The sequence below is a fragment of the Mycobacteroides chelonae CCUG 47445 genome, assembly GCF_001632805.1.
Lineage (GTDB): Bacteria > Actinomycetota > Actinomycetes > Mycobacteriales > Mycobacteriaceae > Mycobacterium > Mycobacterium chelonae.
The window spans coordinates 3883040-3906963 of record NZ_CP007220.1; the positions used below are offsets into that span (position 1 = coordinate 3883040).

Genomic DNA, 23924 nt, shown 5'->3' on the forward strand with positions numbered 1-23924 from the left:
GTGCAGATTCGCGAGTTATCGGTGCCCGGTGCCTTCGAGATCACTCCGGTGCAGCATCATGACAGCCGTGGAGTGTTCCTCGAATTATTCAAGGGCGCAGCACTTGCCGAGGCCATCGGCCACCCGTTCGATCTACAGCAGGCCAACTGCTCGGTATCGGCGGCCGGTTCGCTGCGCGGGATCCACTTCGCCGACGTGCCACCCGGGCAAGCCAAATACGTCACCTGTCTGACCGGTTCCGTATATGACGTGGTGGTCGATATCCGTGTTGGTTCACCGACATTCGGCGCGTGGGACGCTGTGCTGCTGGACCCCCGAGACCGCCGCGCGGTCTACGTGCCGGAGGGTGTCGGCCACGGGTTCCTCGCGCTTGAGGATGCCTCCACGGTCGTTTACCTGTGCTCCGCCGGGTATGCCCCGGGCCGCGAACATGGCATCAATCCGCTGGATCCCACGATCGCGATCCAGTGGCCTACCAGCCGACCCGATGGCACCGAGCTTTCTCTAGTTGTCTCCGAAAAGGACAGTGCTGCACCATCATTAATCGATGCTCAGGAGTCAGGTCTGCTACCTATCGCATCCGAGGTGCAGGCCTTCCTGGCAGATCTCTCCGACTGATCAGCGAATCTTCCCACGCCACCGCGTGTTTGCTAAAGTCCGTACATGACGCAACCGCCTTCGGGTCCGCCGCCCTCGGATCCCGGACCACCGGAGTTTCCGCCGTATCCGACTCCGACAGGCCCCGGGTACCCGCCGGTCGGACCACCACCAATGGGTGGATATCCACCCGTTCCCCCGGCCGGGCCCGCGGGTGTCGAGCCTTATCCGCCCTATCCCCAGGCGAACCCGGCTGGTGGGTACCCACCGCCACCGCCGGGATACCCGTCGGCACCCTATGGCTATCCCGCGGCGGGCGCCTATCCCCCCGTGGAAAGTGCACGGAGCACCAATGGATTTGCCATCACGGCACTGATCTTCGGCATCATCCCCTGCCTCGGCGGAATCCTGGGCATCATCTTCGGCATCCTGGGCCTGAACCAGATCAAACGAACCGGCCAGAACGGCCGCGGGTTGGCCATCGCGGGCATCGCGCTCGGCTCTCTGTGGGTGATCGCGTCGATTGTCGTCATCGCGGCGGGCATCAACGACAAGCCCAAGCGTGACGATTCCGGACACGTCACCCAGTCCGGCGATATGGACGTCACCCAATTGCGCGTAGGTGACTGCGTGGCCGATCTGGGCGACAAAGACTTCTACACGACAACCAAGGCGATTCCGTGTGCGCAGCCGCACAAGGCAGAGGTGTACGCACTGCTGCCGCTGTCCGGGACCTCCGTGCCCCCACAGTCCGTGCTGGACGAGAAGGGTAACGAGGGCTGCAGCACCGCGCTGGAAAGCTACTCCCCCAGCGCATTCGAGGACGACGGGGTCGAGATCACCTACCTGTACCCCACCAAACGTTCGTGGGCGCAGGGTGACCACTCGATCGCCTGCGTGGCCGTCTTCACCACGGAGCGCACGGCGTCCATCAAGGGCAAGTAGCTACGGGCGCGGCGTCAGGATGCGGGGGCCGTCCTCGGTGACGGCCACCGTGTGCTCCCAGTGCGCGGCCCGCGATCCGTCGGTGGTGACGACGGTCCAATCGTCGGCCAGCACCCGGGTCTGAGTGGTGCCCAGCGTGAGCATCGGTTCAATGGCGAGCACCGACCCCACGGCGAGGAGTGGCCCCTTGCCGGGGGCTCCCTCATTGGGCAGGAACGGGTCAAGATGCATCGAGCGACCGATACCGTGGCCGCCGTAGCCATCCACGATTCCGAATGCCCGGTCAAACTGCTTCTCGGCCGCCCGGGTGCCCAGCTCGATAGCGTGGGACACGTCGGTGAGCCGATTTCCCGGAATCATCGCCGCGATACCGGCCTCCATGGACAGGCGGGTGGCTTCCGACAGCGCCTCGTCGACGGGGATGACCGTGCCCACCGCAAAGGTCCACGCAGAATCCCCGTGCCATCCGTCCAGGATCGCGCCACAGTCGATGGAGACCAGGTCACCGTCCGCCAAGACCGCTGTCGCCGAGGGTATTCCGTGGACCACTTGATCATTGACCGAGGAGCAGATCGAAGCCGGGAATCCGTGATACCCCAGGAACGACGGCACCGCGCCGGCATCCCGGATCACCGATTCGGCGACCCGGTCCAGCTCCAGCGTCGAAACGCCCGGCTTCGCGGCATCACGCACGGCGACCAATGCGGCGCCCACGATGGCGCCCGCGGCGGCCATGGCATCGAGTTCTCCGGCGGTGCGCTGCTCCACCGTCTTCTTGCGGCCGAAGAGACCCACTAACGTCCCACTACTGACTCGCCTGCTACCGGCCCAGAGCCTGCGATGTCCGCGCGAACACTTCGTCCACGGTGCCCACGGCATCGATGGTCTGCAGCACGCTCTGGTAGTACTCCAGCAGTGGTGCGGTCTCGGCGCGGTACACGTTGAGCCGGTTGCGGATGATGTCCTCGGTGTCGTCGGCGCGGCCGCGGCCCAGCAGCCGCTGCACCAGCTCTTCCACCGGCACCCGGAACTCCAGCACGGCGTCGATCTTGACCCCGCGGGCCTCTTCCATCGCGGCCAGTGCATCAGCCTGGTCCACGGTGCGCGGGAACCCGTCGAGGATGAAGCCGTCGGCGGCGTCGGCCTCGTCGAGGCGCGCTTCGACCATCTTGTTGGTGACCTCGCTGGGCACCAGGTCGCCGGCGTCCAGGTACTGCTTGGCCTGGATTCCCAGCTCGGTGCCTTCGCTGATATTCGACCGGAACAGGTCGCCGGTGGAGATCTGCGGAATGCCGAACTTCTCCGAAATCAGTTGCGCCTGCGTGCCTTTGCCTGCCCCGGGCGGGCCGAGTAACACCACTCTCACTTCAGGAACCCTTCGTAGTTACGCTGCATCAACTGGCTTTCGATCTGCTTCACGGTATCGAGGCCGACGCCGATCATGATCAGTACCGCAGTTCCACCAAATGGCAGGTTCTGCATACCACCGGAGTTCCCGATCTGCAGGAATAGGTTCGGCAAGATCGCAATGACACCCAGGTAGATCGAGCCCGGCCACGTGATGCGGTTGAGCACATAGCGCAGGTAGTCAGCGGTCGCACGGCCGGGGCGGATACCGGGGATGAAGCCACCGAACTTGTTCATCTCGTCGGCACGCTCGTCGGGGTTGAAGGTGATCGACACGTAGAAGAACGTGAAGAACACGATCAGCGTGAAGTAAATCGCGATGTACCAGTAGTTGCTGGGATCGGTCAGGTAGGTGCTGACGAATCGATCCCACCAGCCGGTCTTGTCCTTCCCGCCGCTGCGCACGAGCTGAGTGATCAGGCCCGGGATGTACAACAGTGAGGAGGCGAAGATGACCGGGATAACGCCGGCCTGGTTGACCTTCAGCGGCAAGTAGGTGGAGGTACCGCCGTACATACGCCGACCGACCATGCGCTTGGCGTACTGGACGGGAATGCGGCGCTGGCCCTGTTCGACGAACACGACACCGACCACGATGAGGAGCGCCGCCACGCATACGGCGGCGAAGGTGACACCGCCGCGGCTGTCGAGGATGGTCTTGCCCTCGGCGGGAATCCGGGCAGCGATGCCGGCGAAGATCAGCAGCGACATACCGTTGCCGACTCCGCGTTCGGTGACCATCTCACCGAGCCACATCACCAAGGTGGATCCGGCGGTCATGACCAGAACCATCACGCTCAGCGAGAAGATCGACTGGTCCGAAACGATCTCGTCCTTGCGGTCACAGCCCTGCAGCAGGTTTCCGCTGGCACCCAGCGCGACGATCGAGGTGGACTGCAGCAGCGCCAGCGCGACCGACAGGTAGCGGGTGTACTGCGTCATCTTGGCCTGGCCGGACTGGCCTTCCTTGCGCAGCTGCTCGAACCGGGGAATGACCACGGTGAGCAGCTGAACGATGATGCTGGCGGTGATGTACGGCATGACGCCGACCGCGAAAACCGACAGCTGCAGCAGCGCGCCACCCGAGAAAAGGTTGATCAGCGAGTAGATCTGCGCCGAGTCGCCACTGCTGACCTGTTCGACGCAGTACTTGACGTTGGCGTAGTTCACGCCGGGAGACGGCAGGGTCGCACCCAGCCGGTAAATGATCACGATCCCGATCGTGAAGAGGATCTTCCGCCTCAGGTCAGCTGTCCTGAGAGCAGAGACAAAAGCGGAAAGCACACATCCTCCTGCGCATCCTGCAGCTCGCCATGTGATCTGCTAGATGAATCAGCTGGTGATCCCAGCGTTGGGTAACCGTTTCGGCGGCCGTCAGGGCACGCCCGGGCCGGATACGAGACTAACAGTTCGCTACATACCGGTGGAGAAGACGGTGTCCTTCTGGTCGGGGATGACGGTGCCATCGGTACGCAGCAGCGGCCCCGTACTGCCATCCGGGTTGGTCCGGCCGTCTGTCGCGCACAGGTACGGCTCCATACGCTGCGGATAGGGGTCGATAAACATCGGATTGATCAACCATTTGCCGTCGGCGTTGTCATAGGCCCGGCACATGAGTTCGGTCTTGTTCCGGTTGATGACGAGGTGAGCGGCGGTGGCGTCGTCGACGAAGGTGACGTCGGTGGTCGAGTCCCCGGCGGCAAGAATCTGCCGTTTGTCGACGTCGTAGGGCTCGAAGGCGGCGGGTCCCTGCACACCGAAGACCACCTGGTTGGCCCAGCAGCGTTTGCCATCGACGTAAGTGATCACCGTGTCGGCACCATCGGGTTGTCCGCCACAGCCCTTGACGTGCGGTGTCTGCCTTCCGCTGGCGTCATAGACGCTGCGCACTCCGATCACCTGGTTTGTCGGAATCCCGATTTCCGGTGACCACACCTTGGCGACCACCTCCGAGGACGCCGAGATCACCCAGGTGCTGACGCCGTGGGCCTGCAGGGTGGCAATGAGGTCCTTGATCTGCGGATAGACCCGCACATACCCCGGCACGGTGGTGGTGCCGATGGTCTGAGTGGCTCCGATCGGCGCATCCAGGTTCTCGCGCTTGGCCGCCTGCGCGAATTGGGCGACCTCGTCGGCGGTGTAGCCGGCGGTCAGTGCGACTGTCCACACGTAGGCACCATTGCTCCAGCGCTGGTTGTATCCGGTGAAGGCTTCCTGTTCGTCATGGGTCTTGCCTTCGCGGATCGCCAGGATCTCGTCGGCGCATGCCGCGTTGGTCGAGGTGGGCAGCGGCCGGCCGGTGGGGGTTGTGGTGCCACATGCCTCACGCAGTGCGGTGGTCGCGACCTCGGTGATGTGGCGGCTGGTGGAGTGCCAGTCCTCGGGTTGGCGGATCTTGTCGTGCCGCAGCATCCAGGCGAGGGTCGCGTCGGAGATGTCGTTCTTGACTTCGGTGTTGTCCCAGTCGAAAAGCGCGACCGCCTTGGTGGGACGTTTCCAGGTCCCGGTGCAGGTGCTGTTGGCGTCGATCGCGGCCTGTAGCCGTTCCCTGACCTCGCCGTACCAGGGCAAGGTGGGGTCCAGCTGGCGACATCCCGGTGCCGCGGACGCGGCGGGAGTGCCCACATTGCATGCCGCAATAGACAATACGACGGCAGCAATCCACCTCATGGCATTCACCGGCCGAAATTACCACCGCGCGTCCGTGATTCGGGGCTGGTCACCGAACGTTCACCGGTATTTCCCGCGTGGTGAGACCGAATCTGCGCGGCCCGCTGCCAAATGCGTTCTCGCAGTTGCTCGATGTCGGCCGGATACGGCGCCGACAGAACGTCGGCTCGCGCCTGTTTCGCGATGGCGACCTCGCGGCGATAGTTCAGGAAGATCTGTATCTCGCCGTCCCGGTCGGCCAGATACTCATAGTCCGTGTGCCACGGCTCCGTAATGCGCATCAGTTCGGCGTAGGTGGCCCACTGTCGCAATGTCTGCGGCCCGCCCGCCAACACCAGTACTCCGCCGATTCGTTCGGCGCTCTCCCACCCGGTGGGTGCCGGCGTGTAGGGGTACTCCCGTTGCCCGGCGGGCATCTGCCGCCACGCCCGGAATTCGGCGGCCCGGCTGTCGAGTCCATGGGTGCGCCAGCGCACGGTTCCGTCGGGCGTGGTCGGCGGCCGCCGACGCAATGCCCTGGCCGCCTGCCGGGTGAGCACGGTCAGATGCGACGGCAGCAGCACAATCGGGTCCGCGGGCTCAGCATCGAACGGATTCGGATCGAGATGCGCGCGGTCGATGAGCACCAGCGTGCCGGGTTGCCGCTGATAGGCCAGACCCCACAGCAGCCGTGCCAGCATCTTGGCGCCGGGCTCATCGGATAACACGTGCCAAGTTTCATGAAACCGGTTGGTGGAGAAGCGCACATCGACGTCGGCGCGCAGCGTGATAATCGTGTAGGACTTTCCGTCGAGCATCACGGAGTGCCGGTGCAGCTTCGTCACGCTGTCCGGTGTCGCGGCCGCGTGTGGCCGCACCGCTGTATCGGCCACATTCACCTCCTGATGTCTCGGCCAGCCACTGTGCCGGAACAGCAAACACCTCGCCCCGGGTCGCATGCAACCGAATTTGCGCAGGCCACGGACCCAGGGGTGCGCAATCCCGGACTGCGGCGCACTATGGTCGGGGCACCCCGACAACCTCTAAGGAGCCTCGATGACGCGGACCGATGACGACAGCTGGGACTTGGCCTCAAGTGTCGGGGCGACGGCGACGATGGTCGCAGCGCAGCGTGCGCTGGCCAGTCGCGTACCCGATGCGCTGATCAACGATCCCTACGCGGAGCCGCTGGTGCGCGCCGTCGGCATCGAGTATTTCGCCAAGCTGGCCTCGGGTGATTTCGACCCCGAGCAGATGGCCGGTCTGGTGCAGCTGGGCATCACCGTGGACGGCATGGCCAACGGAATGGCAAGTCGCACCTGGTACTACGACACCGCCTTCGAGTCCGCCACAGCGGCGGGAGTGCGCCAGGCCGTCATCCTGGCGTCCGGACTCGACACCCGGGCCTACCGCCTGAATTGGCCGGCGGGCACCACGGTGTACGAGCTCGATCAGCCGGATGTGATCGCGTTCAAGACCGACAACCTGGCAGCACTGGGAGCCTCGCCCAGCGCCGAGCGCCGGACTGTGGCGATCGACCTGCGTGACGATTGGCCGTCGGCCTTGAAGGCGGCGGGCTTTGACCCCGGGCAGCCGACGGTGTGGTCTGCCGAGGGACTGCTGATCTATCTGCCGCCGGAGGCGCAGGATCGGTTGTTCGCGTCGATCACCGAGCTCAGCGCGCCGGGCAGCCGCCTCGTGTGTGAGCAGGTGCCTGGCCTGGAGACCGCCGACTTTTCCAAGGCACGCGAGCTGACTCGTCAATTCGCGGGAGACACACTGGATTTGGATATGGAGTCGCTCGTCTACGCCGAAGAGCGTCAAATGGCGGCGGACTGGCTGGCCGAGCACGGATGGTCAGTGGTCACCGAGGAGAACGAGGCACTGTACGCACGGCTCAACCTGGAGCCGCCGAACCCCTTACTGCGCACCATATTCCCGAACATCGTGTACGTCGACGCGACCCTGGGCTAGCTCGCCACGCGCGAACGCAGCCATTTCCACCAGGTCCGCCTCGGCTCCGCGGGCTCGTCGGTATCGGAGTTCTCGAACGGAACCCCTTTATAGACAGCCAGATACACATCGATCGTGGTCACGATGACGATCATCAGGACCGGGCCCAGCACGATTCCCCAGAAGCCGAAGGCCGCGATACCCGAGAAGACCGCCAGGAGCATCAGGGCGGGATCCAGACGTGCTCCGCGCGGTACCAGGAACGGGCGCAGCACATTGTCGATGTTCGAGACCACCAACAGGTGCCAGGCGATGACGAACAGTCCGCCGACCGGATGGCCGAAGAGAATCATGCCGATACCGAACGGAATCGTCACGATGCCGCCCCCGAGCGGGATGATCGACAACGCGGTCAGCAGTATCGCGAAGAAGAAGAAACCCTGCCGGAACCCGGCGACATAGATCGACGCGGCACCCGCGACACCCTGCGCCATCGCAATCACAAACTGACCCTTGACCGTTCCGCGCACCATGGCGCCGATCTTGTCGAGGTACAGATCGGTGATCTCCTCCCCCAGCGGATTGAGCTGCCGCAGCAGGGTAAGCACCTTGTCCTGCTTGACCAGGAGTGAGACGAACACGTACAGGAAGATGATGCACGCCGCGACCGCCGATGCGACGCTGCCGACCGCGCTCTGCAGCACCTGCAGTACGCCTTGCCCGACGTTCTCCGCCAAAGATGCGATCGACTGCCGCAGGCTGTCCGGGGTCAACTGCACGTGCACGAATGGGATCCGGGCCAAGACGTCGTTGACCACCGCGAACGCCCGTTGCCCGAGTGCGGTCATATCGGTGTCGTCCACCCAGTTGGAGACACTGTCGACCATGCGGGTGATCTGTACGGTCGCAACGTAAACCAGCGCACCGACCGGGACCACCACCGATCCCAGCGCGCACAGCAGCGTGAGGGTCGCGGCCGCACCCGCGCCGAATCGCCGGCCCAGGCGTCGGTACACCGGCGTGAACAAATATGCCGCTACCGCAGCGACGACGATCAGGATGAAATAGCCGCGCAGAAAATAGATACCCACCGCAATACCCACCGCGGTGAGGACGGCGAGCACACGTCTCTGAAATACGGTCAGTTCGGTGTTCACACCACGCCCTTCCGCCGGCAGCTGCACTCGACACGTTAGCCGGTGTCAGCCCCGTCCCGGCGAAACATGCTGGTGCGGTGCGACTAGAAGCGGTAGTCGCCCAACATCATGGTCTGGGCGCCGCCAATGGATCGCTGGGCGCGCTGCACCGTCTCCAGGGCCAGTTGCGCCACCCGGCCGAACACCGCATCGGTGACGGCGGCGGCCGCGGGCTGCGAGGACGCCCGCTGCCGCAGCATCGCCGTCAGCGGTGAACTCGGGAAGCTCGCGATCCGCACGTCGTCGTCGGCAGCTATGCCCGCGAGCTTCTTGGCCTTGTCCACCGCGTCGCGGAACCCGCCGAGCTCATCGACCAGGCCGTGCGCCAGCGCATCCCTACCTGACCAGATCCTGCCCTGCGCAACCGCCTTCACGGCGTCGACACTGAGGTTGCGCCCGTCGGCGACCCGCTGCACGAAATCGTCATAATGCATGTCGATCTCGGCCTCGACGAGATCACGCTGCTCATCGGTGAACGGTTCGTTACTCGACCACGCATCAGCGTTGGCGTTGGTGCGCAAGGTGTCCGAGGCGACTCCGAGCTTCTCCTTGAGCCCCCGGGTGATGAACTTTCCGGTGATCACTCCGATGGATCCGGTGATGGTGCCCGGGTTGGCGAGTATCGCGTCGGCACCCATGGCCACGTAGTAACCGCCGGATCCGGCGACCGCACCCATGGACGCCACCACCGGCTTGCCCGCCTCACGGGCCCGGATCACTTCTCGCCAAATGGTTTCCGAGCCGTTGACCGAGCCGCCGGGGCTATCCACACGCAACACGATGGCGGCCACCGAATCGTCGGCCACCGCGTCGCGCAGCGCCTCGGCGATCACATCACCCCCGCTGGCCGGGCCCGGCGGGAAGAGCCGGGGCCCGCTGCGGCCACTCACGATCGGTCCCGCCAGGGTGACCACGCCAATAGTCCGGCGCGACGGGCGCCCGGGCAGGGCGGGCAGGCTCGGCACCTGTGGCCGGGTGGCGCGGGCATAGCGCGCCAGATACAGCAGCGGGGGTTCCTTATCGGCGTGCACACCGGTCAATTCACCGATGCGCGCGTACGCCTCATCGCGATATCCGATGCGGTCGACCAGGCCCGCGGTCACCGCATCGGTGCGCCGCAGCGGCGCCCGGTCTGCCAAGGCGTCCACCTCGGACGGGTCGAGCTTGCGCGATGCCGCGACACCGTCGCGAACCTGTTCGGACAGACTTTCCAGCAGCCGCCCATCGGCTTCCCGCTGCGCCTCGGTGTAGCCATCCTCGGTGAACAGGTTGGCCGCCGATTTGTACTGACCGCGCGTGAGGAACTGCGCCTCAACCCCGGCCTTGTCGAGAGCACCGCGCAGGAAGGTTCCGCTGGCCGCGAATCCGATGAGTCCCACGGTGCCGGAAGGTTGCATCCACACCTCCCCGAAGGCCGACGCCAAGTAGTAGGCCAGGGTGCCCGGGTAGGTTTCGGACCACGCCACGCTCGGCTTGACCGCGCTGAAGGCCTCGATGGCGGCCCGGAGCTCTTGGACGGCTCCGGCGGCGGCGGGCGGAATCTGCACCCGGGCGATGAGACCGGCCACCCGCGGATCGTCGATTGCACGGTGGATGGCGGCAATGGTGTGTCGCAGCGACAGCGGCCTGCTCGCCCCGGAGAAGACCAGGCCGAGTGGATCGAAGTTGGCGGTTTCCGGCGGCACCTCGAGTAGATCGAGTTCCAGGATGCAGTCCCGGGGTACTCCCCGGTGACGTGCGGTGTCGACCTTGGCCAGCAGGTCGTTGACGTCCGTGGGCGTGGTAAACGCGAACATGCCTTGAGCGTACCGACGAATGCGGCAACGCTCCCGGCTACAAATCCGTGCTGCCGTTCTGCTCGGCGCGTAGGGTCTGAACCATTCGCTGGCGGAGGGGCAACGATGACACGTGCACAGAAGACAACGGCCAAGAAACTGTTGGCTCAGGTCGCTGCGGTACTCGCGGTCACCACGGTATCCGGGTGTATCGATACGTCCGGGTCACGCGAACTCACCCCATCGCAATCGACGTCATCGACGACAGCCGCCCCCGCCCGCAGCTATCCGGGTTTGTTTCCCGAGTATCGCGGCAAGTTTCACCCCAACCACACCGATCTGGGTGGGCGGAACAATGCCGAGCTTGCCGGTCTACTGCCCGTGGCCGCGGACTTCCCCGGACAAGGGGACACTCGCGCACCGGACATCGCCGCCGATGACGGCTCCGGGCTGGGCATGCATGGCCAGACGGACGGTGAAACCCGGCCGCCCGAATGCCTCTACACACCGTTCGGTAAATCCTTCTCGAGGACCCCGGACGGCTCGGACTGGAACCTCTACTACGCGGCATCGACGCTGCACGAAACAGATCCAGCCGGTGGCCGCATCGTCGTCACGGTGAATCGTGAACGTGAAAACGCCGACGTATTCGCACTGACCACCGACTGGATCAAGAAATGCGGCCAGTACGACAGGGCGTTTCCGACATTCGCCAAGCCGGAGGTGCGTAATCGGCACGTCACCGACACCTTCGCGCCCGGACCGATCGTCGACGGAGTGCAGACCTACGTCTACACCAGCGCCAGCACCGACCTTGATGACGTCTCCGCCGATAAACAGTCGTCGGGGGTGCGCGGACAACGCGTCCTGCTCGCCAGGGTGCGCTCGGTCGTGTTCGAGGTGGAAGGCACCGATCCGGTCGACGCGGGCCTGCTGGATCAGCTGATGGCTACCACCATCGCCACCGCCAAGCATGCGCCGCCGCCCGCCGATCAGAACGCTGGACGATTGGCCGGATTGCCGGCCTGCGACACCGTCGCGGCCCAACCCGGAAATCCACAACCGGATCCGGCGCTGGACTGCACAATTCGCACCTCGGACGGCAGCGGGGTGATCTTCGAGGTGTTGGGCACTCCCACGGGAACCATCCGGGTGTTCAACGGCAGTGGTGCACAGCTGCAATCCATTCGCGTCCCCAATTCGATCTTCCAGCAGCGCATGCCGTTCCTGCAGGACCTGGATCAGGACAAGCGCGAGGAGCTGCTGGTGGTCAGGGCAACCGGCGACCCGGCGGGCGATCTTATGGATGTGTGGCGGTCGCGGCCCAACTCCGATCAATTCGACATGACCGGAACGATTTTCGGCGTCCCGAGATTCTGGATGACATCCGATCGATTCATCGGAATCTTCTCGCGCAACGGCAATGACGCCGGGGTTGCCGCGCTCTTCCGGTTCGTGGACAGCAAGCTGGCGGTATTGGCGCTACTGGACACCGAAAGACGCGTCGACAACAAGCCGCTCGACGATCCGAAATGGCGCCTGAACGCCAACGTCAAATGTGCGATGAACGTGTCCGATGACCCCCCGGGAGCGCTTGGGGCGCGGATGGATGCGTTGCGCGCCGCCGGTGTCGACCCGGCCAGTGCCGCAGAACATTTCTGCCTGCAGCCGTGGGTACCCACGCTGTACCGGCAGGGCACACGATGAGGTCCGCATGACAAAGTGGCACGCCACCGCACTTCTCGCCGCAGGGCTAACCCTCGCCGCGTGTACACATGGCGGCATCCATCGCTCCGGAACACCAACGAGCCCGGCACCGAGCCGGCTCGACTCTCTACCGCTGTGCTCGTCGATCAAGCCACAGGCGGTCGAACCCGACCCAGACCCGGCGCTGGACTGCGTGCTGCGGTCCAGGGATTCGGCGAAGCTGACATTCGAGGTGCTGGGCACGCCGCCCATTACCGTCAAGGTGTACGAACCCAACGGAACTGAGCGGCAGACCTTTACGGTTCCCGTCAACAAACCGGAACGAACTCCCCCGCTTCTCGCCGACCTGGATCGCGACGGCCGCGATGAGCTGATCGTGGTGGACACCGTCGGCTCCGATGGCGATGTCCTGAATGTGTGGCGGGCCAACAAAGATTCGGGGAAGTTCGCTCACGCAGGACAGGTGATCGGCTATCCGGATTTCCGGACTACCGATGAACATTTCACCGCGTTCTACGCCAGTACCGGGGCCGGATCGGGCAGGGTTTCCCTCTACCGGTTCGTCGACGACAAAGTCGTGGGACTCGGCTCGCTCTTCGTACAGGCAGCGGACTGGCCGGATCCCGCCGATCCCGCCCGCACCTGGTACACCAACGGAAACACACTGTGTTCCTTCAACTACGACGACGTCCCCCCGGGGCAAGCCGAGAAGACCAACCAGTCCCTGACAGACGCGGGCGTGGACCCGCCCTCCGCGCAGGAGCGATTCTGCAAACAGGCCTGGGTGGCCGACATCTACCGGAAGCGCTAACCGGACGTAACCAACGCGGGTTCGGAGATGATCCTGACCTAGACGGCTGAATCAGCGTCCGGCCTGCATGCCCGATGGTATGACTATCGGATGACGCTCAAGATGACGGTGTCACCTGCTCTGATCGGCGGCGATGTCGATGAAGGGTACGGCAAGATCGCCGACGCATTCCGCGCCAATTTCGCGCGCGGAGACGAGATCGGTGCCGCATTCTCGGTCTACCGCGACGGCGTGAAGGTCGTCGACCTCTGGGGTGGCTACCGCAACGGCCTCACCACGGACCCGTGGCGCGAAGACACCATAGTCAACATGTTTTCCACTACCAAAGGCGTTGCATCCCTTGCTGTTTCCGTCGCCGCATCACGCGGGATGATCGACTACGACGCAAAAGTCGCGGACTACTGGCCGGAGTTCGCGCAGGCCGGCAAGGCCGATGTCACGGTGCGTCAACTGCTGTCTCACCAGGCAGGATTGCCCGCACTCGACGCGCCGCTGAAGCTGGCAGACCTGACCGACCCGATCAAGGTCTCCGCAGTGCTTGCCGCCCAAAGACCAGCGTGGCCACCGGGCACCCGTCATGGCTACCACGCACTCACCCTGGGGTGGTACGAATCCGAGCTCATCCGTCGCACCGACCCTGCTGGCCGCACCATTGGACGGTTCTTCGCCGACGAGGTCGCCGCTCCTCTCGGCCTGGATCTGCACATCGGATTACCCGCCTCGGTGGACCGCGGCCGGGTGGCCGAACTACATGGCTGGAAGCGGCAGGAAGCACTGCTGCACCTCAACACCATGCCGCCACGATTCGTACTGGGCCTTCTGAACCCCCGCGGCCTGACCGGCCGAAGTGCCAACCTGCCCAACGATATCGACGCGATGACCGACTTCAACCAAGAGAAGGTGCGCACCGTCGAGATGCCCGCCGCCAATGGGATCGGCTCGGCCCGCTCGGTGGCGCGCGCATACGGTTGCGCGGCAACCGGCGGGGCCGAACTCGGTCTGACACCGGCCACTCTCGAAACGGTGACAGAGCCCGCCGTACCTCCCAGCAGAGGTATCCGCGACAAGGTGCTGCATGTCGACTCGGTGTTCTCGCTGGGGTACTGCAAACCGTTCCGGGACTGCATCTTTGGGTCGTCCAGGAAGGCGTTCGGAACCCCCGGACTCGGTGGATCGTTCGGCTTTGCCGACCCCGACACCGGTGTCGGATTCGCCTACGTGATGAATCGACTGGGCTTTCACCTGTTCAGCGACCCCCGCGAACTCGCGCTACGCCAAGCACTGTTTCGGGATGTGCTGGGCACACGTCCGCAGACATGAGCCCTCCGCTTCGCCGAGTGCATACCGCACGCAGGCAGTTCACGCGATAGCTCTGCTCCTGGTATGCGCTCGGCGAAGCAGAAAGGGCGCCCACCCGAAGGTGGACGCCCTTTCCGGAAAGCGGTTACTAGGCCTCGTTGACCGATCCGCCTGCGGCGGTGATCTTCTCGCGAGCCGAGTCGCTGAACTTGTTGGCAGTCACCGACACCTTGACCTTGAGGTCTCCGTTGCCGAGCACCTTCACCAGCTCGTTCTTGCGCACCGCACCCTTGGCAACCAGGGCCTCGATGGTGACGTCGCCACCCTCGGGGAACAGCCGCTCGATGTCGGCCACGTTCACCACCTGGTATTCGGTGCGGAAGCGGTTCTTGAAGCCCTTGAGCTTCGGGAGCCGCATGTGGATGGGCATCTGCCCACCCTCGAAAGTCACCGGCACGTTCTTACGTGCCTTGGTGCCCTTGGTACCGCGACCCGCGGTCTTACCCTTGGACCCTTCACCACGGCCGACGCGGGTGCGCTCGGTCTTGGAGCCCGGGGCCGGGCGTAGGTGATGCAGTTTGATGGTCATTGCTTACTTCACATCCTCGACGGTGACCAGGTGGCGAACCACCTGGAGCAGGCCGCGGGTCTGCGCGTTGTCCTCGCGGACAACGGTCTGACGAATCTTGCGCAGACCCAGTGTCTTCAGACTTTCGCGCTGCTTCCATCGGGCTCCGATGGTGCTGCGCACCTGGGTGATCTTCACGTCAGCCATGGCTGCCTCCCTGTGCTGCCGCAGCTGCGAACTCGGCGCGGGCCCGGAGCATGCCGGCCGGCGCCACGTCCTCGATGGGCAGACCACGCCGGGCCGCAACCTCTTCGGGGCGCTGCAGCTGCTTGAGCGCCGCGACGGTTGCGTGCACCACGTTGATGGCGTTGTCGCTACCCAGCGACTTGGCCAGGATGTCGTGCACGCCGGCGCATTCCAGCACCGCGCGGGCAGCGCCACCGGCGATCACACCGGTACCGGCCGAGGCCGGACGCAGCATGACGACACCGGCGGAATCCTCGCCCTGAACCGGGTGGACGATGGTGCCACCGATGAGCGGAACGCGGAAGAAGTTCTTGCGAGCCTCGTCCACACCCTTGGCGATGGCGGCCGGAACTTCCTTGGCCTTGCCGTAGCCAACGCCCACCAGACCGTTGCCGTCTCCGACAATCACCAGTGCGGTGAAGCTGAACCGGCGACCACCCTTGACGACCTTGGAGACGCGGTTGATGGTGACCACGCGCTCCAGGTAGTTGCTCTTCTCGGCGTTGTCACGCCCACCACGACGGTCGTCGCGGTTGTCACGGCGTCCACGGCCGCCGTCGCGACCCTCGTTGGCGCCGCCCGCATTGTCGGGAGCGCCCGAATTGCGCTGCGCCATCATGCATTCCTTCCGTTGAAAGTCACGAACATCAGAACACCAGCCCGTTCTCGCGGGCGGCGTCTGCGAGTGCGGCGATCCGGCCACCGTAGGTGTAGCCACCGCGGTCGAACACCACGGTGTCCACGCCAGCAGCCTTCGCACGCTCGGCGATCAGCTGACCGACCCGAGCACTGCGCGCCTTCTTGTCGCCGTCCACTGCCTGCACATCGGGCTCGATGGACGAGGCCGCCGCCAGGGTGGTGCCGGTGAGATCGTTGACCAGCTGCACGTGGATGTGGCGGGCCGAACGGTTGACGACCAGACGTGGCCGTGCGTCCGTGCCGGACACCTTCTTGCGCAGACGTGCGTGGCGGCGCAGACGCGAGGTGCGGCGCACCTCCGAGACACTCTTGCCGACGGGCTCGTGCTGCTTCGCTTCTGTCTTCGTTTGAGCCATGGTCACTTACCTGTCTTTCCGACCTTGCGGCGGATCTGCTCACCCTCGTAGCGAATGCCCTTGCCCTTGTAGGGGTCGGGGCGACGCAGGCGGCGGATGTTGGCCGAGATCTGGCCAACCTTCTGCTTGTCGATTCCGCTGACCGAGAACTTGGTGGGGGTCTCGACCGCGAACGTGATGCCCTCAGGCGCCTCGATCAGCACCGGGTGGCTGTAACCGAGCGCGAACTCCAGGTTCGATCCCTTGGCGACGACGCGGTAACCCACGCCGAAGATCTCCATCTTGGTGGTGTAACCCTGCGTCACACCGGTCACCAGGTTGGCGATCAGGGTGCGGGACAACCCGTGCAGCGAGCGGTTGCGCCGCTCGTCATCGGGACGGGTCACCACGATGGCGCCATCGTCGTTGCGCGAAACCGCAATCGGCTCGCTCACTGTCAGTTCCAGAGTGCCCTTGGAACCCTTGACGGAGATGTTCTGGCCGTCGATGTTGACGTCCACTCCGGCGGGAACCAGCACTGGCTGCTTTCCAATACGCGACATGTTTCTAGTCCTCCCCTACCAGACGTACGCGAGGACTTCGCCGCCCACGCCCTGTCGGGCCGCCTGGCGGTCGGTGAGCAGGCCAGTGGACGTGGAGATGATCGCCACGCCGAGGCCACCGAGAACCTTGGGCAGATTGGTGGATTTTGCGTATACACGCAGACCGGGCTTCGACACGCGGCGCAGTCCGGCGATGCTTCGCTCACGGCTAGGGCCGTACTTGAGCGAGACAACCAGGCTCTTGCCCACGCGGGCATCCTCGGTGCGGTAATCGGTGATGTAGCCCTCGCGCTTGAGGATCTCGGCGATGTTGGCCTTGATCTTCGAGTGCGGCAGGGTCACCTCATCGTGGTATGCCGAGTTGGCATTGCGCAGACGTGTCAGAAAGTCTGCGATCGGATCAGTCATAGTCATGACAGAGTCCATCAACCTTTCTCGCCGCGGTTCCCATACAGCACGCTCGTACCGGTTCCCGTAAAGGGCCTGGTACATCCCGTGGTGGGCCTACTGCGAAGTAATCTTCCGTATCTGACCGGGTTCGGTCAGGGGTCGTGCATCGCTAGTGCGATCCATGGAGTCTGAAAGCACATACCGACCGGCCATGGGCGAAACACAGCCCAGGCAACCGGTCAAGTGTAGGTGACCTGGACGTTCCGACCAAATCGGTGACGGCGGCAGGTCAGCCGGTCGGCGTCAGCGTGAACGGCAGCCAGTAGGTGCCCGGTCCGTCGTCGGGGCATCCCGGCGCACCCACGGTGAACGTGCGCTCGCCGGAAAAGCTGCCATCGCCGTTCGGCACCAGGAAGTCGGACCGGGCCGCGATCACCGCGCGGCCGTCACTGCAGTGGAACGGATAGTCCGAGGCCGATTCCCATCGATCGCCGTCCCATCGGTAGTCGAACAGTGCGGGCGCATGGGGATTGTCGGCGAGCTCGGCCAGCCGCAACCAATGCGCTACGCAACCCTGCGCGCCGCAGGTGGTGGTGAAGCTCGCCGCCTGGGTCGAGGGCTCTGAGGCGTCGGGCCTGCCCTCGAACGTCTGCCGCGAATGGTCCAGGTAGGTGTCGTACGTGCCGTACAGCGGCACCGGTTCGGGCCGGTCGGCGCGCGCCACCGCAGCACCGGAGAATGCCGTGACGACCACGAGCGCAAACGCGCCCCAGCTGCGCATATGTCACTGATAACACAGCGGATGCGCATCCGAAGCCGAACGATCGAACAAGATCCTCAGATGACGCCGAGGGCGACCATGGCGTCGGCGACGCGTGTGTATCCGGCGAGGTTGGCGCCCGTCACATAGTTCCCGGGGTCGCCGTAGTGATCCGCCGTTTCCACGCAGGTGCTGTGGATGGACCGCATGATCGACTGCAGGCGGCTTTCGGTCTGCTCGAACGACCACGAGTCACGGCTGGCGTTCTGCTGCATTTCCAGCGCGCTGGTGGCCACTCCGCCAGCGTTGGACGCCTTGCCGGGGGCGTAGAGCACCGCCGCGTCCAGGAAGGACTTCACCGCCTCGGGAGTGCACGGCATGTTGGCGCCCTCGGCGACCAGCTGCACGCCGTTTTCGATGAGCCTGCGGGCGTCCTTGCCGTCGAGTTCGTTCTGCGTGGCGCATGGCAGCGCGACCTGGCAGGGCACTTCCCAGATGGTGCCGTCGGTGACCTGGCGCGCGCCGCCGCCATGCTCCTCGACGTACTCGGAGAGCCGGCCCCGCCGGACCTCCTTGATCTCCTTGAGGAGTTCGAGATTCAGGCCTCGTTCGTCGACGAGGTAGCCGTCGCTGTCGGAACAGGCGATGACCTTTGCGCCCAGCTGCTGGGCCTTCTCGACGGCGTAAATCGCGACATTGCCCGCGCCGGACACGACGACCGTCTTGCCGTCCAGAGATTGCGCACGTGTCGCGAGCATCTCTTGGGCGAAAAGCACGACGCCGTAACCGGTGGCCTCGGTACGCACCTGAGATCCGCCCCAGGGCAGCCCCTTACCGGTCAGCACGCCGGATTCGTAGCGATTGGTGATGCGCTTGTACTGCCCGAACAGGTACCCGATCTCGCGCTGGCCCACGCCGATATCACCGGCCGGCACGTCCGTGTATTCGCCGATGTGCCGGTACAGCTCGGTCATGAAGGATTGACAGAAGCGCATGATCTCGGCGTCGGAACGGCCCTTGGGATCGAAATCGGATCCACCCTTGCCGCCGCCGATCGGGAGCCCGGTGAGCGCATTCTTGAACATCTGCTCGAAGCCGAGGAACTTGACGATCGACAGGTTCACGCTCGGATGGAAACGCAGACCGCCCTTGTACGGGCCCAGCGCGGAGTTGAACTCCACCCGGTAGCCGCGGTTGATCTCGACGGCGCCGTCGTCCCTGATCCATGGGACCCGAAAGATGATCTGCCGCTCCGGCTCGCAGATGCGTTCCAGAATCGACCAGCGGTCATAGTCCGGTGTCTTGCCGACCAACGGGGTAAGACTGGCCATCACCTCGTAGACAGCCTGCTGAAATTCCGCCTCCCCGGCGTTACGTGCGAGGACGGTCTGGAAACGCGGCTGGAAGACGGGGTGCAGAGCGTCAGGCATACCTAATAGAGTGCACCACAGCGCATTTGGCTAACCACGCGGCATAAGACCGCGACGCTAGGCCGCGGGTGCGGGTGCGGGTGCGGGTGCGACCGCCAGGGCATTGCCCTTGATGACATAGAAGAGCGTGCCCTGTTCGGTCTGCGCCCTGATCAGGCCCGGTCCGGCAGACTCAGGATGCCCGTCGACCACGCCGACACGCGACAACTTGGGGTTGGTGCCCACCGCGTGCCAGATCGCCCATTTTCCGTCTTTGACGCGCGCATCCACCTGAACCAGCAGATCGTCACGCCCGTCCTGGCCGATGTCGAGCAGCTCGACATCGGCGTTGCCGAGAAAGCCCTTGAAGGGCTCGGAGATCGTCTGCACGACCTTCCCGTCCGCAGCACGCACCGTGACGGTGGTTGTTGCCCCTTCGGGCTGGGGTGTGCTGCTCGTCTCGAACCGCAGACCCAGCTGATCAGTGGACTGCAGCACCCCGGGATCCGCGCTTGCCACACCGGGAAGCGCCACAAGCGCCAGCGCTGTGAGCGCCGCGACGCCGGTGGTGCGCAACCGCGCCTTGCTGATTTCTCGTCGACCCTGCGAGACCTGCATCGGTGTGTCCATTCGTCAAAATTTGCTCAGACATGATTTCTTCGACCCCTCTCGCTAACCAACCCTCCAGATCAGCGAGTTTGTCGAGCCACTGCCGGACTATCAGCAATGTGGCCTCACAAAGGTATACCAGCCGGACCGCCGCCGCTAACTCAGTCATTCGTTGCGAGATGCGCAACACTGCGCAGAGAACTCCAGCACAGGCCACAGCCCTGGAACGTTCCCGGCCTGCTGGCACACCCCAGGCGCTGAATCGATAGCAAAGTGTCCGACTGCCCGCTCCGGAATCGGCAGGGACGCGCGCGCCGACTCACCGGAACCCGCTGGCACAGCAGCCAAGGTTGCTGAGCCAGAATCTGATGAGCCGCCGAGGGTGTGCCGGGACACCACCGGTAACGGCGCGCGTGTCGACTCACGGGCGGGCGCGCTCAGCGATGAGACGCGCGAATTCCGGCTGCAGCCGCTGAGCTTCGCCCACGGTGATGTGTCCGCCGTCGCGCGCCACCCATCGAGAATCGATATTCGTGCGACATACGCCATCCGGACAGACCACCGGCCCCAGGTCGATGGTGGACACCCCGACGAGCCCTTCGGCGGCACGCTGCTCGGCGGCTGCGGCCGTGTTCTGCTGGCGCTGAACCTCTGCCAACGCCTCCGAACGACCGCACCGGGAGGGCGACAGCCAGACCTCGTACCCCGGGCACTTGTACAGGTCCCAGTTCACGAAGTGCGGCAAGGTATGCACCACCACGACGGGGACACGCGCCGCCGACAGTTTCTGTAACACTGCGGCCATGCCCAGCTGCCACAACCGGCCCTTACCGGCGTCATCAGTGATCCATTGCTGCGTATCCGGAAGCCGGAACCGCACATGTTGATCAGCGAGGAAGTAGTCACTGGAGGCGGAGGCGATCACCACCAGGCCCGGCTGGACGTCTGCCAACGCACTCGTCCAACGCTGTACGAAGTCGGTGCAGCCGGGCGGCGAAGGATCCAGCACGAGCTCGACGAAAGGGCAGGCGGCGTTTGTCGCGAGAAGCATCGTCCGGTTTTGCTGTGTCGCCGCCGGGACGAGCGCCTCGGCGAACTGTCCGGCATTGGAATCGCCGACGAGGACGACCGACCGCGAATCGACATCCGCGCCTTGGGGCCACAGGCAATCCAGACGGGTCTTTTCGGCATCCGGCATGTTGCCGACGCACCCTCTGCCGACATCCAGATGGGCTGCCCGCTGCGCACGCGCGTCACGAATCGCAGGCGTGGCTATCTGCGCGGCACCGAATGTCACGGCCGAAACGAAGACCGCCACGCCGACCGACGCCGCCGCGAGTCGCGGTGCGCGAAGATCGGCCAGTTTCCGTCCCGTCCGGATCGGGTCTTCGACATACCGTTTGGACAACCAGGCCGGAAGCAACGAGAGCACGCCCACGCAGGGCACCAGCCAGCGATGCTCGGCGCCGAGCAGATTGTTGGCGAAAACGATCAGCGGCCAGTGCCACAGGTACCAGCTGTAGGACAGATCCCCGATCCACTGCATCGGCGCCGACGACAGCAGCCAGCCGACGGGCTGGCGCGACGGTACGGTCCCAGCGATGATCAGCAGGCCCGAGCCCAGCACCGGGACCAGCGCATTGATTCCCGGAAAGGGATCTGCCGCGGATATCGCAACGGCACCCCAGGTGACGCCGGCCGCGCCGAGCGCCGCTATCGGTAGCGCCGCTCGAGCATCCCATCGGCGTATCCGGCTCTCCCCCAATGCGATCAGCGCACCGACGCCGAATTCCCATGCGCGCGTGGGCGAGCTGTAGAACGAGAAGGCCGCATTGTGCGCGTGGAACGGGAAACCATCGCTGGCGGTCAGGTAGATCGCGAGCAGCAGCGATGCCACCGACAGCGCCAGAAGCAGCGAGAATGTGACAGCCAACCGACTTGCCCGCCGACGTGTCGCCACGTAGGCGGCCAACGCCATCATGGCCGGGAAGATGAGATAGAACTGCTCCTCGACCGCAAGCGACCAGGTGTGCAGGAACGGATTCATCGCCGCCGGCGCCGCGAAGTATCCGGAGGGCTCCAGGAAAAGCACCGCGTTCGAGACGAACAAGGCTGCGGCGGCGGCCGTTCGTGCCGCGACCTGCATTGACCCCAGCGGACTTTGGATGACTGCGGCGATCGGCAGCACCACGACAATCAACAGGGCAAGCGCGGGTAGCAGACGGCGTACCCGGCGCGCATAGAAGCGACGCAGATCGATGCGGCCTGCCCGGTCGGTCTCGCGCAGCAGCAGCCGGGTGATCACAAATCCGGAGATGACGAAGAAGACATCGACGCCGATGAATCCACCGGGAATCGGCAGGCCGCTGTGATAGACGACCACGAGCAGAACGGCTACCGCCCGCAAACCTTGAATATCTCGCCGGCGGTCAACCACCGGCTGAGTCTAGATGACGACCGTTCCCAGATCGGCCTACAGCGACGGCTACCGCCAGTAACCGCACTGATGGTTGTCGGCGAAGCCCGCCATCGGCGTGGGCGCCGGTGGCGCCAGACGCAGGAACGCACCTCCGGGCGCATATTTGGGCCATTCCGGCTGACCGCTGCCGTTCGGATTCCCGGTCTTCACGAACTGTGCCCAGTAGGTGATCATTTGCGTGGACAGGGCCGCCGATTCCTGACTCAGCGGTCTGGACAGGTCGAACAGGTAACCCAATTCCGAACCGTGCGAGGCTCCCAACGGCAACGGTGCGCCTTGATACTGCTGCTCTACCGGTGCGGCGGGGTCAGCGAATTCGTAGGCGTATACCGGCGCCTTCCTGACCAGCGCCTCGGCCATATCGAGGGTCGGGCACGCGTAGCTGTTGTCGGTGTCGATCGCCGCGAGCGCGGCGAGCACGTTCCCGCCGTACGCAGACAAGGGGTATCGCCGTCCGAGTTCGGTGGCGCGGTCGGCGTACTTGCTTTCCAGCGCACGTTGATACTCGTCGGTGCCGGGCACGGGCTTGTGCTGATACTGCTGGGCCTCGAACACCGTAGCTTCGTTGGCATTACTGCCGATGAGGACGGGGACGGGAGACGACAGGCCGCTGGTGAATGCGTCCAGTGGCGGCGCCGGAAGCTCCGGTGTCCCGGTCACCGGGCTCACCGGCAGTCCGATCCCGGTGAACTGCGGCGAATCCCGCAGCGCGTCAACCGATAATGCGCGCAAGCAGCTGGCGGCACCGGGCCCGGCCGGGCAACCCACGTCGGCCGCATAGGCGGTGCTGTCACGGACGGCGGACGAGACGGGGGCCTGCGCCTGGCACGGGGCGCTCTCCATGATGGCCGACCGGAACAGCCCGGAGGCCTTCGGCGCCACCATCAGATCGCATACCGATACGCCGCCCGCCGATTGACCGCCGATGGTTACCTGACCGGGATCACCACCGAACGCGGCGATGTTGTCACGCACCCAGCGCAGCGCCGCCTCCTGATCCAGCAACCCGTAGTTGCCGATTACATCGGACAGGCCCGGTGCGGCCAAGAACCCCAGCGTCCCCAGCCGGTAATTGATGGTGACGACGGCTATCCCGCCCTGGGCGGCCAGTTTTCGCGCGTTGTAGCCGACACCGTTGCCGGCAATGAAGGCGCCGCCGTGAATCCACACCAGCACCGGCACCTTCCCCTCGGTGTGCCGCGGCATCGTGACGTTGAGAACCAGGCAGTCCTCGCTCTGGGTGAGATCGCTCTCGGCCCCCGGCTGCGGGCATTCGACGCCCGGGCCGGTCGCATCGCGGGTGTCCGACCACGGTTCGACGGGTTCTGGCTCGGTGAACCGGCGCGGGCCGACCGGCGGCGCCGCGTACGGAATAGCGGTGAAGACACGCACCTCGTCGTCGATGTGTCCGCGCACCGCGCCCGCACGGATGTTGACGATCGTCGGGTCCGCGGCTGTGGTGGGACTGCATGCCACGACGGCTGCCAAGAGCACCAGCACAGCCAATAGCAACCGCGTCATGTCTCG

At 64.9% G+C, this 23924-nt stretch carries 24 protein-coding genes; 6 read left to right on the forward strand and 18 right to left on the reverse strand.

Translation table 11 applies throughout. The annotated features are described in order from the left end of the window. Both BB28_RS18975 and BB28_RS18980 read left to right on the forward strand, forming a co-directional pair. Positions 1–618 carry a dTDP-4-dehydrorhamnose 3,5-epimerase family protein gene (locus tag BB28_RS18975; protein WP_046254644.1) on the forward strand — a complete coding sequence of 206 codons (618 nt, stop codon included), beginning with the start codon at positions 1–3 and terminating at the stop codon, positions 616–618. 45 nt (positions 619–663) lie between these two features. Continuing rightward, entirely contained in the window at positions 664–1542 is an 879-nt protein-coding gene (locus BB28_RS18980; RefSeq protein WP_046254645.1) for a DUF4190 domain-containing protein, read from the forward strand. Here the strand turns inward: BB28_RS18980 and map are convergent, their stop codons facing one another. From map to BB28_RS19005, 5 genes are all read right to left on the reverse strand, one after another. Next, on the reverse strand, positions 1543–2337 hold the full coding sequence (map, locus tag BB28_RS18985) for a type I methionyl aminopeptidase (RefSeq protein ID WP_046254646.1): 795 nt from the start codon (positions 2335–2337) through the stop codon (positions 1543–1545). A 25-nt stretch (positions 2338–2362) separates the two neighbouring features. Then, positions 2363–2908: an adenylate kinase gene (locus BB28_RS18990; RefSeq protein WP_030096727.1), complete on the reverse strand. Its 546-nt coding sequence runs from the start codon at positions 2906–2908 to the stop codon at positions 2363–2365. Next, positions 2905–4233 (reverse strand): preprotein translocase subunit SecY, encoded by a 1329-nt coding sequence (gene secY / locus BB28_RS18995; protein WP_030096726.1) that lies wholly within the window; start codon positions 4231–4233, stop codon positions 2905–2907. Before secY ends, BB28_RS18990 begins: the two co-directional genes overlap by 4 nt. Positions 4234–4362: 129 nt before the next feature. Next, entirely contained in the window at positions 4363–5619 is a 1257-nt protein-coding gene (locus BB28_RS19000) for an HAD family hydrolase (protein ID WP_046255977.1), read from the reverse strand. Positions 5620–5624: 5 nt separating this feature from the next. Next, positions 5625–6491, reverse strand: coding sequence for a hypothetical protein (locus BB28_RS19005; protein ID WP_046255978.1), 867 nt, complete (start codon positions 6489–6491; stop codon positions 5625–5627). A gap of 163 nt (positions 6492–6654) precedes the next feature. On the opposite strand from BB28_RS19005, the gene BB28_RS19010 reads away from it, so the two are divergent. Continuing rightward, a complete protein-coding gene (locus BB28_RS19010) occupies positions 6655–7572 on the forward strand; it encodes a class I SAM-dependent methyltransferase (RefSeq protein WP_046254647.1) in 918 nt (305 codons plus the stop codon). Here BB28_RS19010 and BB28_RS19015 read toward each other — a convergent pair. Further along, complete coding sequence (locus tag BB28_RS19015) at positions 7569–8708, reverse strand: AI-2E family transporter (protein WP_046255979.1); 1140 nt, start codon at positions 8706–8708, stop codon at positions 7569–7571. The two genes, BB28_RS19010 and BB28_RS19015, sit on opposite strands and share 4 nt — an antisense overlap. An 83-nt stretch (positions 8709–8791) precedes the next feature. Next, positions 8792–10543: a signal peptide peptidase SppA gene (sppA, locus tag BB28_RS19020; RefSeq protein WP_046254648.1), complete on the reverse strand. Its 1752-nt coding sequence runs from the start codon at positions 10541–10543 to the stop codon at positions 8792–8794. 105 nt (positions 10544–10648) lie between these two features. Between sppA and BB28_RS19025 the strand changes: the two genes are divergently transcribed. From BB28_RS19025 to BB28_RS19035, 3 genes are all read left to right on the forward strand, one after another. Beyond that, a complete protein-coding gene (locus BB28_RS19025) occupies positions 10649–12229 on the forward strand; it encodes a hypothetical protein (RefSeq protein ID WP_046254649.1) in 1581 nt (526 codons plus the stop codon). A 7-nt stretch (positions 12230–12236) separates the two neighbouring features. Next, positions 12237–13040 carry a hypothetical protein gene (locus BB28_RS19030; protein ID WP_046254650.1) on the forward strand — a complete coding sequence of 268 codons (804 nt, stop codon included), beginning with the start codon at positions 12237–12239 and terminating at the stop codon, positions 13038–13040. A 90-nt stretch (positions 13041–13130) separates the two neighbouring features. Further along, a complete protein-coding gene (locus BB28_RS19035) occupies positions 13131–14360 on the forward strand; it encodes an EstA family serine hydrolase (RefSeq protein ID WP_046254651.1) in 1230 nt (409 codons plus the stop codon). Positions 14361–14487: 127 nt separating this feature from the next. Here the strand turns inward: BB28_RS19035 and rplO are convergent, their stop codons facing one another. The 11 genes from rplO to BB28_RS19090 all read right to left on the reverse strand — a co-directional run bounded on the left by rplO (position 14488) and on the right by BB28_RS19090 (position 23918). Then, on the reverse strand, positions 14488–14928 hold the full coding sequence (gene rplO, locus BB28_RS19040; protein WP_030096716.1) for a 50S ribosomal protein L15: 441 nt from the start codon (positions 14926–14928) through the stop codon (positions 14488–14490). Positions 14929–14931: 3 nt separating this feature from the next. Continuing rightward, the gene (rpmD, locus tag BB28_RS19045) at positions 14932–15114 is read right to left on the reverse strand and encodes a 50S ribosomal protein L30 (protein WP_005055719.1); all 183 of its coding nucleotides are present in this window, start codon (positions 15112–15114) and stop codon (positions 14932–14934) included. Continuing rightward, positions 15107–15772, reverse strand: a complete 666-nt coding sequence (rpsE, locus tag BB28_RS19050) for a 30S ribosomal protein S5 (protein WP_030096715.1) — start codon at positions 15770–15772, stop codon at positions 15107–15109. The genes rpmD and rpsE overlap by 8 nt, the downstream gene beginning before the upstream one ends. 28 nt (positions 15773–15800) lie before the next feature. Further along, positions 15801–16208: a 50S ribosomal protein L18 gene (gene rplR / locus BB28_RS19055; protein ID WP_030096714.1), complete on the reverse strand. Its 408-nt coding sequence runs from the start codon at positions 16206–16208 to the stop codon at positions 15801–15803. A 2-nt stretch (positions 16209–16210) separates the two neighbouring features. Continuing rightward, positions 16211–16750: a 50S ribosomal protein L6 gene (rplF, locus tag BB28_RS19060; RefSeq protein WP_030096713.1), complete on the reverse strand. Its 540-nt coding sequence runs from the start codon at positions 16748–16750 to the stop codon at positions 16211–16213. A gap of 15 nt (positions 16751–16765) precedes the next feature. Next, positions 16766–17164: a 30S ribosomal protein S8 gene (rpsH, locus tag BB28_RS19065; RefSeq protein WP_030096712.1), complete on the reverse strand. Its 399-nt coding sequence runs from the start codon at positions 17162–17164 to the stop codon at positions 16766–16768. Positions 17165–17429: 265 nt separating this feature from the next. Then, positions 17430–17921 carry an MBOE_33420 family protein gene (locus BB28_RS19070; protein ID WP_046254652.1) on the reverse strand — a complete coding sequence of 164 codons (492 nt, stop codon included), beginning with the start codon at positions 17919–17921 and terminating at the stop codon, positions 17430–17432. Between the two features lie 56 nt (positions 17922–17977). Next, on the reverse strand, positions 17978–19330 hold the full coding sequence (gene gdhA / locus BB28_RS19075) for an NADP-specific glutamate dehydrogenase (RefSeq protein WP_046254653.1): 1353 nt from the start codon (positions 19328–19330) through the stop codon (positions 17978–17980). Positions 19331–19387: 57 nt separating this feature from the next. After that, complete coding sequence (locus BB28_RS19080) at positions 19388–19927, reverse strand: hypothetical protein (RefSeq protein WP_046255980.1); 540 nt, start codon at positions 19925–19927, stop codon at positions 19388–19390. A 412-nt stretch (positions 19928–20339) separates the two neighbouring features. Further along, positions 20340–22355: an acyltransferase family protein gene (locus BB28_RS19085; RefSeq protein WP_052740286.1), complete on the reverse strand. Its 2016-nt coding sequence runs from the start codon at positions 22353–22355 to the stop codon at positions 20340–20342. A 48-nt stretch (positions 22356–22403) separates the two neighbouring features. After that, the gene (locus tag BB28_RS19090; protein WP_046255982.1) at positions 22404–23918 is read right to left on the reverse strand and encodes a carboxylesterase/lipase family protein; all 1515 of its coding nucleotides are present in this window, start codon (positions 23916–23918) and stop codon (positions 22404–22406) included. Between the last annotated feature and the right edge of the window lie 6 nt (positions 23919–23924).